Raw genomic sequence first — 14169 nt, 5'->3', positions numbered from 1 at the left:
AGTCTCCTTCATCCGTAGACGATCCGCCGCAGCTGCCGGAGCGACAGCTCCGGGGGAGCGAACCGGCGCTGGGGCAGCTCGGCCGCGACGTGTTCGAAGATCTGGTCGTTGGTCAGGCCGCGCGTCCGCAGCTCCGCGTGCCGCCGCCGTACGAACTCCTCCGCGGGCTCGGCGAAGTAGGCCAGAACGTCGGCGACCACGCGTGCCGCCTCACCCGGGCTCAGCGAGGTCGTCCGGCTGAGGTGGAGGAGGAGATCGTCGTACGCGGCCATGCGCCCTGATCCTGCCGGACTCCAGTGCGGTAAGCCAAGTTTCCTGCCCGACATCGGGCAGGAAACAGGTCTTACGTCCTCACGCGGTGGCGCCGCCGTCGACGGTCAGCTCGTGGCCGACGACGAAGGCCGCCTCCGATGAGGCCAGCCACAGGACGGCCGCCGCCACCTCCTCAGGCGTGCCGACGCGGCCCGCGGGGACGCGTTCGCCGACGCGGGCCGCACGGCCGGCCTCGGTCTCGCCGGGCCGCATCGACATCGCGGTGGCGATCGGGCCGGGACTGACCACGTTGATGCGGACGCCGTCGGCGACGGCCTCCCGCGCCGCCGCCTTGGTCAGGGCGACGACGCCGGCCTTGGTCGCGCCGTACGCGCCCAGGCCCGGGACGGCGGTGACGCCGATCGAGGCGGTGTTCACGATGACGCCGCCACCGTGCGCGCTCATGTACGCGACCTCCTCCTTCAGCGAGAGCCAGACGCCGGTCAGGTTCGTGCCGACCATCGCGGCCCAGGTGGCCTCGTCGATGCCGGTCACCGGGCCGGCGGCGAGCACGGCGGCGTTGTTGAACGCGATGTGCAGGCCGCCGTGGCGTCCGGCCGCGGTCGCGACGAGACGGGCCACGTCGGCGGCGCGTGAGACGTCGGCGGTCACCGCGCTCGCCGTGCCGCCCTCCTTCTCGGCCAGCCGTACGGTCTCCTCGAGCGGCCCGGGGGTACGGCCGGCGACGACGACGGCCGCGCCCTCGCGGGCGAACGCCAGCGCGGTGGCCCGCCCGATGCCGGAGCCGCCGCCGGTCACGAGCGCGACCTTGCCGGTGAAACGTGCGGTCATTCCATCTCTCCTTGGTGTGGGCGCCGGAGCGCGATCAGGGTGGTGACGATGAAGACGAGGGCGGTGCAGCGGAGCGCGAACGCGTACCCGGCGGCGGCGTCGCCCGCGCGCGCGGAGGCCAGCGCGACGGCGGCGGTCAGGCCGAGCGGCGGCCCGACCTCCATCGCGGTGTTCAGCGCGCCGCCGGCCAGCCCGGCGCGCGCGGGCGGCACGCCGGCCAGGGCGGAGACCGTCGCGGCGGCGAACGCCGTCCCGGCGCCCAGGGGGAAGACGACCAGCCCGGCCCAGGGCAGGCCGAAGCGGCTCAGGAGGTACAGCCCGGCCGCCGCGACCGCGAGCCCGCCGGCCAGCACCCTCCGGGCGCCGAACCGGGGAATGAGCCGGCCGGCGAGCGCACCGGCGGCCACGAGGGCCGGGGCGGGCAGGAGGAAGACGAGCGAGGTCCGCAGGGGCGAGAGCCCGCGTACCTGCTGGAGGTAGAGCGCGACCATGAAGCAGGCGGTGGCCATGGCCGCCGCGCACAGGGCCGTGGCGAGGAGCGGCAGCGCCCGCTCGCGCAGGAAGGCGGGCGGTGCGAGCGGGTCGGGGGAGCGGTGCTCGGCCAGGGCGAACAGCCCCAGCAGTACGAGGCCGGCGCCGGCCGCCCATGCCGCGTGCTGCAGGCCGTACAGGAGCAGGGCCAGCCCGCCGGTGCCGAGGCCGGCGCCGGTCCAGTCGATCCGCGCCGGATCGGCCGGTCGAGGGCCGGTACGGCGCGGGACGGCTCGCCCTCGGCGGCCGTCGCGGTGTCGGCGCGGAGTCTCCGGCCGGCTGCTCGCCGGTTCGTCCGATGCCCCGGGCCGGGGTGGTGTGCCCGGCCGGGCGGCAGGAGCCCCGGTTCGTGTCGGGCTCTGCGTCGTGACCGGTCTCCTCCACCGTGGTGGCCGGCCCGTCCCCGGCCGGTCGTCCGGCAGCAGGTGGCGGGCGGCCGTCACGGCGATCACCGACACGGCCAGCGGGGCCAGGAACAGGGCGCGCCACGGCAGCCAGGTGATCGCGACTCCGGACAGGACGTTCCCGGCGGTCGCTCCCGAACTGCTCAGCACGCCCCAGACGGCCATCGCGCGGCCGTGGCGGCGTGGATCGCGGACCACGTCGCCGAGCAGCGCGAGCGCGGACGGCGCGGCCAGCGCGGCGCCCGCGCCCTGGGCGAGCCGGGCGGCCAGCAGCGTCGCCAGGCCGGGGGCCAGGGCGGCGGCGGCCGAGGCGGCGCCGAAGACGGCCACGCCGGCGACGAAGGTCCGCCGGCGGCCGAACACGTCCGCGAGCCGTCCGCCGAGCAGCAGCAGGCCGCCGAAGGACAGGCCGTACGCGGAGGCGACCGGCACCAGGTCCGGCGGGGCCACGCGCAGAGACCGCTCGACCGCCGGCAGGGCGACGGTGATGAGGGTGATGCTCGCGATCAGGGTGACCTGGACGCCGCCGAGCAGCACATGAGCCGCCCTATCCAGACCGATCGTTCTGTTATCGGGACGCGCGAACGCCTTTTTCGTCATCACAGGCGGCCTCAGCCCAGCAGCGACAGGGCCTGGGCGGCCGCGTCACGCAGGCGGGCGGGGTCGGGGTCGGTGCGGCCGAGCACCCGGATGCCCTGCAGCAGCACGAGCAGGAAGCGCGCCAGGGCGTGGGGGTCGCGGTCCCCGGACAGCTCGCCCTGGGCGCGTGCCCGGATGAGCGCCGAGGTCAGCGCCGTCTCCAGCGTGTCCCAGCTCGCCGCGACCTGCCGTGCCGTACGAGGGTCGCGCGCGGCGAGCTCGACGGCGCTGTTGACCACCAGGCATCCGCGCCGGCGCTCGTCCCCGATGGACTCCTCGGCGTAGGCGTTGACCAGCCCGCGTACGGCGGGCAGGGCCGGGCCCGGCTGGGAGAGCAGTTCGACGACGCCGGGGTCGCGGCTCTGGACGTACCGTTCGTGCGCCTTGAGGTAGAGCTCGTGCTTGCCGCCGAACGTCGCATAGATGCTCGCGCGGGCGATGCCCAGGTGTTCGACGAGGTCGGCCATCGAGGTCGCCTCATAGCCGCGTTCCCAGAACAGCTCCAGCGCCTTTTGCAGCGCGGCGTCCGGGTCGAACTGCTTCGTACGTGCCACGCGCCGTACGCTAGCTCTATCGAGATCGATCGGTCAATTAACCGGCTCCAGATGGACCGTGCCGTCCTCGTCGACCCGCCAGCCGGGGTTGTGGCAGACCTCCCAGACCACGCCGTTCGGGTCGGCGAAGTGCCCGTGGTAGCCGCCGAAGGCCGCGGCCTGCGGCGGTTTGACGAGCGTCGCGCCTGCGGCGACCGCCTTCCGCACGGTCTCGTCGACCTCGGCGGGAGAGCCGACGTTGTGCGAGAGGGTGAGCCCGCCGACCCTGCCGTCGGCGGCCGTGCCCTCCATGTCCTTCACGAACTGGTCCCGGTCGAAGAGACCGAGCACCATCGCGGGCGCGACCTGGAAGAAGATGATCTCACCGGGTACGTCGAGGAGTGCCGTCCAGCCCAGCCCGTCGCGGTAGAAGGCGCGCGCGGCGTCGAGGTCGGGCGTCGACAGGGTGATGAAATGAGTGCGTTGTTGCATACCCTGACTATGCGCCCACCAGGGGAAGGCCGTCTTGAACGCATCGGACACCGCGTCGTTCTACCGGGAGTTCCACCCGGCCGCCGGGCATCCGTTCGTCGAATGCTGGTGGGAACAGAGCGTGGACGAGCGGGCGGGCGGATACGTGCAGCGCGTCCTGCCGGACGCCTGCGCGGACGTGATCGTGTCATCGGACGGCCGCGCGACCGTCGTGGGGCCGGCCACGTCCGTCCAGCTGCCACGCCTGGCCGCCGGGACGAGCCTGCGCGGGCTCCGTCTCCGTACGGCCGCCATCGGCACCGCCCTGGGCCTCCCCGCGGACGAGATCCGCGACCGCGAGCTGCCGCTGTCCGACGTGTTCCCCGCGAGTGAGGCCGCGAGAATCGCCGAGCGGGTGTGGCAGGGCGACCGCACCGCGGCCGTGCCGGTGCCGGATGAGAGGGACGAACGGGTGGAACACGCCCTGAACGCCCTGCGGCGCCCGGCGGCCAGGGTCGCGGACGTGGCCGCGGACCTCAACCTGTCCGAACGCCACCTGCGCCGGCTGGTCCTGTCCCACACCGGCCTGGAGCCGAGAACCCTGCGAAGGGTCGTACGCCTCCAGCGGTTCCTGAGGCTTTCGGCCGGTCGGGAGCGGTCCCTGGCCGACCTGGCAGCACGCGCCGGCTACGCGGACCAGGCCCACCTGAGCCGGGAGGTACGCGCCCTGTCGGGCCTGACGCCCACCGCCCTGCTCGCCGAACGCCTCTAATGAGCGGCGCGGTGCGTGTCCTCGTGATCCTGCCGCCGGGGCGGCTCGGCGGGTGCGCCGTGGCCGCGTAGGCGGTCCATCTCGCGCCACTCGGGGCGGAGGCCGGCCAGGTTGGTGGTGAGGAAGTAGGCGGCGCCGCCGGCCACGAGTACCGGTGCGAGACCGAAGGCGGCGATCAGCGCCCCGGCGAGCAGACCACCGAACGGGACCCCGGCCCAGGCCACCGAGTCACCGAGCGCGTGGACCCGGCCCCACAGGCGGCGCGGTACGCGTTCGAAGGTGATGGCGCCGAGGATCGGGTTGAGGAGGCCGGCCCCGATCCCTCCGGCGGCGAACGCGGCCAGTACCACCCACATCGGCACCCCGAGGGCGAGCACGAAGAACCGCGGCGAACCGGCGATGAGAAACCCGGCGAAGAACACCGCCCGCCGTCGCATCCGGTGGGCGACCACCGCGGCGACGAGACTCCCGCCGACCGCGGCGGCCCCCCAGACGCCCTCGGTAAGGCCGATGGCGGCCGGTCCGCCGCCGGAGGTCCGCGCCCAGACCGGAACGAGTACGGACAGGAATGCCGCGTCCAGCAGGTTGGTGAGGCCGATCATGATGACGAGGGAGAGCATCAGCGGCTCGCCCCGCAGGAACACGAGGCCTTCGCCGAGGCGCCGCCAGTAGCCCTCGCCTTGGTGGCCGGCGTCGTCGCCGTCGCGGTCCGGCCGTGCGGCTCCGCGGCCCATGCCGCGGGGGAGGGCCAGCGCGATGATCAGTGATCCGGCCGCGAAGCAGGCCGCGTTCACGGCCAGACCGGTGAGGGGGCCGAGCAGCGCGACGAGCGCCCCGCCGACGGCGGGACCGACGCCCGACGCGAGTCGTTCGGTGACGCCGGCGAGGCCGGTGGCGCGCTCCAGGGGTACGCGGCCGGCCTCGGCGGCTTCGGGGACCATGACCTCCTTGGCCAGGTCACCGGGCCCGCGCGCCGCGCCGATCAGTACGACCAGGCACGACAACGGCCAGAACGGCAGCAGGTGCGTGACGTACAGCGGCGGAACCGCTCCGGCGGCGCACGAACTCACCAGGTCGGCGGTCCAGGACACGGTCCGCGGGCCGACCCGGTCGACCAGCGGTCCGGTGAACGCCTTGACCAGCACGTACGGGGTCATCTCGCAGAAGGCCACGACCCCCGTCAGCGTGGCGCTCCCGGTCGTGCTCAGCACGAACCAGGGCAGCGCGACCGCCGAGACCCGCGTCCCGGTCGAGGAGACCGCGATCGCCGCCAGCACCCCGGCCAGCGGCCGGAGACTCCGCCCACCGGCGGCGGCCGAGGGGCCGGTGGACAAGAGCTCAGCGGTCGCCGGGGCGGCACCCCGGTCAGGCGGTCCAGAGGTGGGCTCCGTCATGGCGCCGGCCTTCCGGACGGGGCTGCCGGCGTGTCGAGTTCGGGGAGTACGTGCATGATCACTGAGACTCGTTCGGCCTGCGCGGGGGCGTCGGCGGCCGCCGGGGTGTCATGGCGGTAGCGGTCGATGACCTCCCGCAGCTCCGACCGCAGAGACGCCGCCTCGGCCGGAGTGAGGCGCATCGGCCAGCCGCTCATCTCGAGGACCTCCCGCCACGGGCGGGGCATCGCCGGGAAGTCCTCCAGCGCCCGCTGGGCGCACAAGGTGTAGAAGGCGGCGACCGACCGCAGGTACGACAGAGCGGCGTCCGGTTCGCGTTCGGCCAGGTCCGGGTCGTCGAACCAGGTCGCGTGGTACACCGAACGCCACCAGCGCTCCCGGGAGTTCCCGCGTTCCTCGTCCTCCTCGACGAAGCCCGCCGCGCCCAGCCGGCGCAGGTGATAGCTGGCCGTGGCCGAGTTGACGCCCAGCCGTTCGGCGAGCCGGGTGGCGGTCGACGGGCCGTGCTTGCGCAGCAGCCCGATCAGCCGTACGCGCACGGGGTGGGCCAGCGCGCGCAGTCCTTTGGCGTCCAGCACGACCGCACCGGCTTCCGCCACCCGGCGCGCCTCACCACTCAGATCGGCCATGACCGACAAAATATGACTGCAAAGGGTTCTTTGCAAAGAACCCTTTGCAGTTGGGTCGCGGCCTCGACGGCGCGCCCATCCGGAGGCCGGACGCGTGGGAGGCGAACCCCGGTAAGGGTCGCCTCCCGGCGCTCAGGCGGCCTCCTCCAGTACGGGCACGGGCTCGCGGCGGCGGCGGAAGGCCAGTGGTACCACGGCCATGAGCAGTCCGCCCACCGCCACGAAGGTCGCGAACACCAGCCCCGGCCGGTAGTCGGCGAGCACGTCCGCCGCCGACCGGGCCGGGCGGCCGTCGCCCGCGATGATCGCCGTCGTGATGGCCAGCACGAGGGCGGCGCCGACCTGGGCGGCCGTCTGCACGAGGCCGGCCGCCAGACCCTGTTCGTCATCCGAGACGCCCGCCGTGGCCTGGACGTTGATGGAGGGGAATCCGAGCGCGAACCCCACCCCCAGCAGGATCGCCGTCGGCAGGATCGCCACCACGTACACCGGGTGGGTGTCGATGCGCAGGAACAGCAGGTACCCGACGGACATCGCGGCCAGGCCCCCCACGATGAACCTCGCCGTGCCGTACCGGTCGATCATCGTCCCGGCGAACGGGGCGCTGAGGGCCACCAGCAGGCCCGTCGGCAGCAGGGCCAGGGCCATCTTCAGCGGCGCCCAGCCGAGCACGTCCTGCAGGTACAGCGTGATGATGAACTGGAACGCCGTGTACGACCCGAACAGCGCGACGATCGCCAGGTTGGCCCGTACGAGCGTGCCCTTGCGCAGGATGCCCAGCCGGATCAGCGGGTGCCGTACCCGGCGTTCCACGAGCACGAAGGCGACCAGCAGGACGATCACCGCGGCGAACAGGCCGAGCGTCGCCGGGGACGTCCAGCCCCGGGAGGGCGCGGAGACCAGGCTGTACACGAGCAGCAGCATCGCGCCCGTCGAGGTCAGTGCGCCGAGGACGTCGTGGCCACCGGAGGCGGCGGGCATTCCGCGGGGGAGCAGCACGTAGCCGGCGGCGAGCGCGATGAGCGCGATCGGCACGGGCATCAGGAACGTCCACCTCCACCCGATCCCGGTCATCAGGCCGCCGAAGATCAGGCCGGAGGAGTATCCACTGGCGCCGAAGACCGTGTAGATCGACAGGGCCTTGTTGCGCATCCGGCCCTCGGCGAACGTCGTCGTGATGATCGACAGGCCGGTCGGCGCGGTGAACGCCGCGCTGACGCCCTTGATGAAGCGGGTGGCGATCAGCAGCGGGCCCGAGTCGACGAGGCCGCCGAGCAGCGAGGCCACGGCGAACACCGCCAGGGCGATCAGGAACACCCGGCGGCGGCCCAGCAGGTCGGCGGTGCGCCCGCCGAGCAGCAGCAGGCCGCCGTAGCCGAGGACGTAACCGCTGACGATCCACTGGAGGCTGGACGTCGCCAGGTGCAGCTCGGTGCCGATCGAGGGCAGTGCGACGCCGACCATCGACACGTCCAGGCCGTCGAGGAACAGCACGAGCGAGAGTACGGCGAGGACGCCCCACAGGCGCAGCGGCCAGCGCTGACGTCGCGGAACGTCGGGGTGGGCGAGCAGAGAAGGGGGAGCGGTCGTTGTCACCGGACCGAAGTTACATGCACATGCATTCAATGTCCAAACATTAAATGTGTTTGCAACTAATGTGAGGGCATGCTATGGTCCGCGGCATGACCGGTGCGCGTGAGGACGTGATCGTCCAGAGGTGGCGCGACGTGCTCGCGTGCTACAGCAACGTCTCCTGCGCCCTGGACCGTGCGCTCCAAGACGCCCACGGCATCGGCATGAGCGAGTTCGAGGCGCTGGACCGCCTCGTCGACGCGACCTGCGAGCAGCGGCGCATGCACGACCTGGCCGGCGACATGTACCTCAGCCAGAGCGCGCTCTCGCGCACCGTCGCGCGCCTCGAACGCGCCGGCCTGGTCGAGCGCGGCATGTGCGACGACGACCGCCGCGCCATCTTCGTCACGCTCACCGACGCGGGCCGCGAACGCCACACCGAGGCCCGCCGCACGCAGCGCGCCGTGCTCGCCGAGCACCTCTGAGCCTCAGCGCGGCGGTACGGCGGCGATCTCGGACGGCGCCGGCCCGGAGTGCAGGATGCCGAGGCGCCGGGTGGTCCGCGTCATCGCCACGTACAGGTCGCCGCGCCCGCGCGGCGACTCGGCGAGGATCGCGGCCGGGTCGGCGATCAGCACCGAGTCGAACTCCAGCCCCTTGGCCTGCCGCACGCCCAGCAGCACGACCCTGCTCGTCAGGTCGGGTTCGTCGCCGGAGGCGGACGGCACCGCCACGCCCAGCTCGGCGGCCCGGCTGTCGGGGACGATCACCGCGAGCCTGCCGTCGCCCAGGGACTCCACCTCTTCGGCGGCGACCTCGGCCAGCCTCGACGGCAGCGCGCCGGCCGCGACGGCGAGCCGCCACGGCCGTACCCCCGTCTCGCGTACGGACCGGGGCGGCTCCTGGTCCGGGTCGATCGCGGCGAGTACGTCCTCGGTCGCCGTCATCACCTCGGCCGGGGTGCGGTAGTTCACCGACAGCCGGGCCAGCCGCCACCGGTCGCCGGCGTGCGGCGCCAGGACATGGCCCCACGACGTGGTGCCCGCCGCGCTGCCGGTCTGGGCGACGTCGCCGACGATCGTCATCGACCGGCTGGGGCAGCGCCGCATCAGCAGCCGCCAGGCCATCTCCGACAGCTCCTGCGCCTCGTCCACGATCACATGGCCGAACGCCCAGGTACGGTCGGCCGCCGCGCGCTCGGCGACCGTACGGTGGTCGCGCTCCTCGTGCCGGTCGGCCAGGTCCTCGGCGCCCAGCAGGTCGGCGGCGCTCAGCGCCTCGTCCGCGGACCACGAGCCGGCCGCGATGTCGAGCACGCCCTGCGCGTACGCGACCCGCTGCTCGCGCGCCCGCGCCGCCCGGCGTTCGGCCGCGCGCTCGTCACGGCCGAGGAGTTCGGCGGCCTCGTCGAGCAGCGGCACGTCGGCGGGGCTCCAGCCGCCCGGAGGACGCAGCAGCGACGCGCGCTCGGCCGGGGTCAGGTCCGGGGCGGCCGAGGCGAGACGGTCCGCGTCGGCGAACAGGTCCGCCAGCAGCCGCTGGGGCGTCAGCGCGGGCCACTGCTCCTCGACGGCGGCGCGTACGCCCGGGTCCTCCCACAGCTCCGGCCGCAGGTCGAGATCGCCGGTGTCCTCCTCGAACGCGGCGGGCATGCTCGCCAGGTCCTCGGCGATGGCGTCCTCGGTGCCGGCGAGCACGTCGGCGACCTCGGCCTCCAGGCGTGCGGTGAGCCGTCGCGTCGAGTCGGCCAGCAGTGCGGCGAGCTCGGCCACGACCTCCCGCTGGAAGATCGGCCGGGCCTGGTTGTGGGGGAGCCGGGTCGCCCGCGCGCGCTCGGCGGCACGCAGCAGCGTCTCGCGTTCGATCCGGAGCGTCTCTCCGCCGAACTCCACCTCCAGCGGCCCGGGCGCCTGCCGGGCCCGTACGGCCGAGGCCACCACCTCCGCCATCGCGGCCCGGCCCTTGACCTCGGCGGCGGCCGTGGACTCGTGGCGGTCCGCGGTGACCCCGGGGAACAGCTCGGCGACCGTGGAGAGCAGGACGTTGGTCTCGCCCAGGCCCGGCAGCACCTGGCCGATGTAGGTGAGGAAGGTGGCGTTCGGGCCGACGACCAGCACGCCGCGGGCGGCGAGCCGCCGGTGCGTGTAGAGGAGGTACGCGGCGCGGTGCAGGGCCACGGCGGTCTTCCCGGTCCCCGGGCCGCCCTGCACGACGAGGATCCCTCGGTGGGCCGAGCGGATGATGTCGTCCTGCTCGGCCTGGAGCGTCGCGACGATGTCGCGCATCCGGCCGGTCCGCCCGGCCTCCACCGCGGCGAGCAGCGCGGCCTCCCCGGTCAGCCCGCCCGCGTCCGCGAGGCCGTCGCGGTCCAGCACCTCGTCGTCCAGGCCGACCACGCGGCGGCCACGGGTGGCGATGTGGCGCCGGCGGCTGACGCCCTGCGGCGCGCCGGCGGTGGCGACGTAGAAGGGCCGGGCGGCCGGGGCACGCCAGTCGATCAGCAGCGGCTCGCCCTCGGCGGACTCGTCGAGCAGCCCGATCCGGCCGATGTGGCGGCGTCCTCCGTCCCGCAGGTCGATGCGGCCGAAGCACAGTCCGCTCTCGGCCGCGTCGAGCCGGGCCACCCGCTCGGCGTAGCGGGTGACGGCGACGTCCCGCTCGATCCTGGCCTGCGGGGTGCCGCCGTTCTGCTCGAGAGTGCCGGCGAGGCGTGCCGACGCCTGCTCCCGCATCAGGTCGACGCGCTCGTAGAGCCGCGCGACGTACTCCTGCTCCCGGTCGATCTCACTGGTGATCACGTGCTTCCTCTCGCCCCCGGGCCGATCGCCCGCCCCGACTGTCCAGGCTGCCGCCTGAGACCGGGAAAACACAGTCTTGTTCTCATCCCGTGCTTCAGCCGCCCCGGATAATCCCTGGTCAGGGCAGTGGTGAGCGGCTTGTAGCACAGCGGTAACAAGCGGGACCCAGGCCCGAAACGCCCTGTCGTAAAGATCGTGGTCAAGTCGTTGTCGGGGAGAGGGGAACAGATGGCCGGCGTCGTCGCCGGGTGCGGCCCGTCACCTCGCCGAAACGACGGCCGGGCCAACGGCTCGTACGAACCTTACTTTGTCAAGGCATCCGGCCGGAAGACCCGGCCGGATGTTCTTCGGCGATGGCCCGGCATTCTCGATCAAGCCGCTGGTGCTGGAGGTGGCGCGGTGACAATGACCACGACGCGGTGGGCATCCGTACGCGCGGAGGTGGCCGAGCCGTGAGCGACGAGCCACTCGCCGGTTTCACGGTCGGGGTCACGGCCGCCCGTCGTCGTGAGGAGCTCTCAGCGCTGCTGGAGCGCAGGGGGGCGCGGGTGGTGTACGCCCCGGCGATCCGCCTGGTGCCGCTCGCCGACGACACCGAGCTCCTCGACGCGACGCGAACGATGCTGTCCAAGCCGGTGGACGACGTGATCGTCACGACCGCCGTCGGTTTCCGCGCGTGGCTGGAGACCGCCGACGGCTGGGGTCTGCACGAGGACCTGGTCAAGCTGCTCGGCGACGCGCGCATCCTGACGCGCGGGCCGCGGGCCAGGGGAGCGGTGCGCGCCGCCGGCATGGCCGAGACCTGGTCGCCCCTGTCGGAGAGCTGGGAGGAGGTGCTGCGGCACCTCCTGGAAGAGGACCTGACCGGCCGGCGCATCGCGGTGCAGCTGTACGGCGAGCCGACCCCGCAGCTGACGAGCACGCTGCGGCGCGCGGGCGCGGAGGTGGTCGAGATCCCGGTGTACCGCTGGGCGCGGACCGACGATCCGACGCCGCTGCGCCGCCTCGTCGGGCAGGCGGTGGCCGGGACGGTGGACGCGATCACCTTCACCAGCGCCCCGACGGTCGCCGCGACGCTCGCGGTGGCGGCCGAGGACAGCCTGGAGGAGATGCTCCTGGAGGCGCTGCGCACCCACGTGGTCGCCGCCTGCGTGGGTCCGGTGACCGCCGCTCCGCTGGAGGAGCGGGGAGTGCCGACGATCACCCCGGAGCAGGCGCGGCTGGGCGCGCTCGTGAGCGAGTTGGCGGTGGAGCTGCCGGCCCGCCGGGCGAGCCGGGTGGCGGTGCACGGGCACGCGCTGGAGCTCCGCGGGCACGCGGTGGTCCTCGACGGGCAGCTGAAGCCGATCGCGCCGGCGCCGATGGCGATCCTGCGGGCACTGGCCCGCCGGCCGGGACACGTCGTCTCCCGCGCCGAGCTCTGCGAGGTGCTGCCCAGCCGGTCCCTGACCGGGGGAGGGTCGTACGGCCGCCCGCAGCCGGACGAGCACGCGGTGGAGATGGCGGTGGCGCGGCTGCGCCGGGGCCTGGGGGGTGGCGGGCTGGTGGAGACCGTGGTCAAGCGCGGCTACCGCCTGGCCTGCGACCCGCTGTTCACCGAGAACACGCCCGCGCCGCCCCTCGCCGGTGCCCCCTGAGCGCCGCCCTTAAAAATCTACAATGTAAAGGCGCCGGGCCTGGACCTCCCCCCACACGGGCCCCACGAGAAGAGGACCCGCCACCGGCGGGGCCTCTTCTCGTTCGGGTGTCAGCTGGCGAAGTCCAGCAGCGGCTGGGCGTTGCTCGGGTGCCGCAGCTTGGACAGCGACTCCTTCTCGAGCTGGCGGATCCGCTCGCGGGTCAGGCCCAGGTGCTTCCCGATCTCGTCCAGCGTGCGCGGGGTGCCGTCGTACAGGCCGAAGCGCATCGCCATGATCTTCTCTTCGCGGGCCGACAGGACGCCCAGCGCACGCCGTAGCTGGTCGGCCATGAGCTGCCGGTCGACCAGTTCGGAGGCCTCGGGGGTGTCGGTGTCCTCGATGAGGTCGCCGATCCGGGTCTCGCCGTCCTCGCCGATCGTGGAGTCGAGGCTGATCGGCTGACGGCTCGTACGCAGGAGCTCCTGCACCTGCGCCGGGCTCTTGTCCAGCTCGACGCCCAGTTCCTCCGGAGTCGGCTCGCGGCCGAGGCGCTGGTGCATCTCGCGCTCGACGCGGCTCAGCTTGCTGAGCATCTCCAGGACGTGCACGGGCAGCCGGATCGTACGGGCCGAGTCGGCGAAGCCGCGCTGGATGGCCTGGCGGATCCACCACATGGCGTACGTGGAGAACTTGTAGCCCTTGGTGTAGTCGAACTTCTCGACGGCGCGGATCAGGCCGAGGTTGCCCTCCTGCACGACGTCCAGCAGCGACAGGCCGCGGTCGGCGTACTTCTTGGCCACCGAGACGACGAGCCGCAGGTTGGCCTCCAGCATGTGGGCCTTGGCCCGCTGGCCGTCCTCGGCGATGAGCCGCAGGTCCTCGCGGGCCCGTGCGGTCAGCTTCGTGCCGCTCTCCAGCTTGTGGTCGGCGTAGAGCCCGGCCTCGATGCGCTTGGCGAGGTCGACCTCCTGCGCCGCGGTCAGCAGCTGCCGGCGGCCGATGGCCTTGAGGTAGGTGTGCACCGAGTCGCCCATGACCGATGACTGGTCATCGAGGTCCGTCGGCGCGTCCACCTCGAAGTCGTCGGACTCGACCGTGGTCGCTCCGGCGGGCGCGACCTCGTCCTGGGCCGGTCCGTGCTCGACCTCGGCCGGCTCCACGGCCTCGGCGGGTTCGGCCTTCTTCGCCCGTGAGGTGCGGGTGGTCTTCGTACGGGTCGCCTTGGTCTTCGGCTTGGCCGTCGACGCGTCAGGCTTTGCGGGCGGGGCCTTCTTGACAGTGCCCGTACCCTTTTTCTTGGTGGACGTGGCCTGCTCACCGGCGGCCTTGTCCCCGCTGGCCAGCCGGACCCCGGCGTCGGTCAGCTCGCGGATGATGGAGCGGCCTTGCGCGGGGGTGATACCGGCTTCCTGAAAGGCGTGACGCACCTCGTCGAGCGAGAGGTGCCCCTGGAAACGGCCACGGTCGAGAAGCTCCTCGAGAGGCGTCGTGGTCGGCGCTGCAGACGCTGCAGCGGCGGCGTTTCGCGGCATGAGGACACCTCCCTCCCTTCGTAGCTTGGCGGCATGGGACGTGTGTCGTTCGCATATGCGCGCACTATCCGAAACGCGCGGTTGTGGCTGGGTTGTTCCCGCAGGGCGGAAACTTTCACGCACAAGCGGGCCGGTCCACCGTAAAGCCTGACGTTCCGATCGTCCTCTCAG

At 73.2% G+C, this 14169-nt stretch carries 13 protein-coding genes; 3 read left to right on the top strand and 10 right to left on the bottom strand.

Features of this window, described 5'->3' with window-relative positions:
* Positions 1–8: 8 nt before the first annotated feature.
* The 5 genes from QWU11_RS43240 to QWU11_RS43220 all read right to left on the bottom strand — a co-directional run bounded on the left by QWU11_RS43240 (position 9) and on the right by QWU11_RS43220 (position 3703).
* Positions 9–272 carry a hypothetical protein gene (locus QWU11_RS43240; RefSeq protein WP_290120409.1) on the bottom strand — a complete coding sequence of 88 codons (264 nt, stop codon included), beginning with the start codon at positions 270–272 and terminating at the stop codon, positions 9–11.
* A gap of 79 nt (positions 273–351) precedes the next feature.
* Entirely contained in the window at positions 352–1104 is a 753-nt protein-coding gene (locus QWU11_RS43235; protein ID WP_290120408.1) for an SDR family oxidoreductase, read from the bottom strand.
* Positions 1101–2576 (bottom strand): MFS transporter, encoded by a 1476-nt coding sequence (locus tag QWU11_RS43230; protein WP_290120407.1) that lies wholly within the window; start codon positions 2574–2576, stop codon positions 1101–1103. The genes QWU11_RS43235 and QWU11_RS43230 overlap by 4 nt, the downstream gene beginning before the upstream one ends.
* Positions 2577–2650: 74 nt before the next feature.
* Positions 2651–3232 (bottom strand): TetR/AcrR family transcriptional regulator, encoded by a 582-nt coding sequence (locus QWU11_RS43225; RefSeq protein ID WP_290120406.1) that lies wholly within the window; start codon positions 3230–3232, stop codon positions 2651–2653.
* A gap of 33 nt (positions 3233–3265) precedes the next feature.
* On the bottom strand, positions 3266–3703 hold the full coding sequence (locus QWU11_RS43220; RefSeq protein ID WP_290120405.1) for a VOC family protein: 438 nt from the start codon (positions 3701–3703) through the stop codon (positions 3266–3268).
* Positions 3704–3737: 34 nt separating this feature from the next.
* Here QWU11_RS43220 and QWU11_RS43215 point away from each other — a divergent pair, with 34 nt between their 5' ends.
* Positions 3738–4454, top strand: a complete 717-nt coding sequence (locus QWU11_RS43215; protein WP_290120404.1) for a helix-turn-helix domain-containing protein — start codon at positions 3738–3740, stop codon at positions 4452–4454.
* Here QWU11_RS43215 and QWU11_RS43210 read toward each other — a convergent pair.
* The 3 genes from QWU11_RS43210 to QWU11_RS43200 all read right to left on the bottom strand — a co-directional run bounded on the left by QWU11_RS43210 (position 4451) and on the right by QWU11_RS43200 (position 8073).
* A complete protein-coding gene (locus tag QWU11_RS43210) occupies positions 4451–5788 on the bottom strand; it encodes an MFS transporter (protein WP_290120403.1) in 1338 nt (445 codons plus the stop codon). The two genes, QWU11_RS43215 and QWU11_RS43210, sit on opposite strands and share 4 nt — an antisense overlap.
* 56 nt (positions 5789–5844) lie before the next feature.
* Positions 5845–6477, bottom strand: a complete 633-nt coding sequence (locus QWU11_RS43205) for a helix-turn-helix domain-containing protein (protein ID WP_290120402.1) — start codon at positions 6475–6477, stop codon at positions 5845–5847.
* Positions 6478–6609: 132 nt separating this feature from the next.
* The gene (locus QWU11_RS43200) at positions 6610–8073 is read right to left on the bottom strand and encodes an MFS transporter (RefSeq protein WP_290120401.1); all 1464 of its coding nucleotides are present in this window, start codon (positions 8071–8073) and stop codon (positions 6610–6612) included.
* Between the two features lie 86 nt (positions 8074–8159).
* Between QWU11_RS43200 and QWU11_RS43195 the strand changes: the two genes are divergently transcribed.
* A complete protein-coding gene (locus QWU11_RS43195) occupies positions 8160–8534 on the top strand; it encodes a MarR family transcriptional regulator (RefSeq protein WP_290120400.1) in 375 nt (124 codons plus the stop codon).
* Between the two features lie 3 nt (positions 8535–8537).
* Here QWU11_RS43195 and QWU11_RS43190 read toward each other — a convergent pair whose 3' ends face one another.
* Positions 8538–10847 carry an AAA family ATPase gene (locus QWU11_RS43190; RefSeq protein WP_290120399.1) on the bottom strand — a complete coding sequence of 770 codons (2310 nt, stop codon included), beginning with the start codon at positions 10845–10847 and terminating at the stop codon, positions 8538–8540.
* A 452-nt stretch (positions 10848–11299) separates the two neighbouring features.
* Here QWU11_RS43190 and QWU11_RS43185 point away from each other — a divergent pair, with 452 nt between their 5' ends.
* Positions 11300–12484, top strand: a complete 1185-nt coding sequence (locus QWU11_RS43185) for a uroporphyrinogen-III synthase (protein WP_290120398.1) — start codon at positions 11300–11302, stop codon at positions 12482–12484.
* 110 nt (positions 12485–12594) lie between these two features.
* On the opposite strand, the gene QWU11_RS43180 is transcribed toward QWU11_RS43185, so the two are convergent.
* Positions 12595–13998, bottom strand: a complete 1404-nt coding sequence (locus QWU11_RS43180) for an RNA polymerase sigma factor (RefSeq protein ID WP_290120397.1) — start codon at positions 13996–13998, stop codon at positions 12595–12597.
* Positions 13999–14169 lie beyond the last annotated feature (171 nt).

This window comes from Actinomadura sp. DC4, from assembly GCF_030406325.1.
In the GTDB taxonomy this organism is placed as follows: Bacteria; Actinomycetota; Actinomycetes; order Streptosporangiales; family Streptosporangiaceae; genus Actinoallomurus.
This window is presented reverse-complemented; position numbering and strand designations above follow the sequence as displayed.

Coding starts and splice junctions, on each gene's coding strand:
- QWU11_RS43240 (WP_290120409.1), bottom strand. CDS start 272: ATGGCCGCGTACGACGATCTCCTCCTCCACCTCAGCCGGACGACCTCG.
- QWU11_RS43235 (WP_290120408.1), bottom strand. CDS start 1,104: ATGACCGCACGTTTCACCGGCAAGGTCGCGCTCGTGACCGGCGGCGGC.
- QWU11_RS43220 (WP_290120405.1), bottom strand. CDS start 3,703: ATGCAACAACGCACTCATTTCATCACCCTGTCGACGCCCGACCTCGAC.
- QWU11_RS43205 (WP_290120402.1), bottom strand. CDS start 6,477: ATGGCCGATCTGAGTGGTGAGGCGCGCCGGGTGGCGGAAGCCGGTGCG.
- QWU11_RS43195 (WP_290120400.1), top strand. CDS start 8,160: ATGACCGGTGCGCGTGAGGACGTGATCGTCCAGAGGTGGCGCGACGTG.
- QWU11_RS43180 (WP_290120397.1), bottom strand. CDS start 13,998: ATGCCGCGAAACGCCGCCGCTGCAGCGTCTGCAGCGCCGACCACGACG.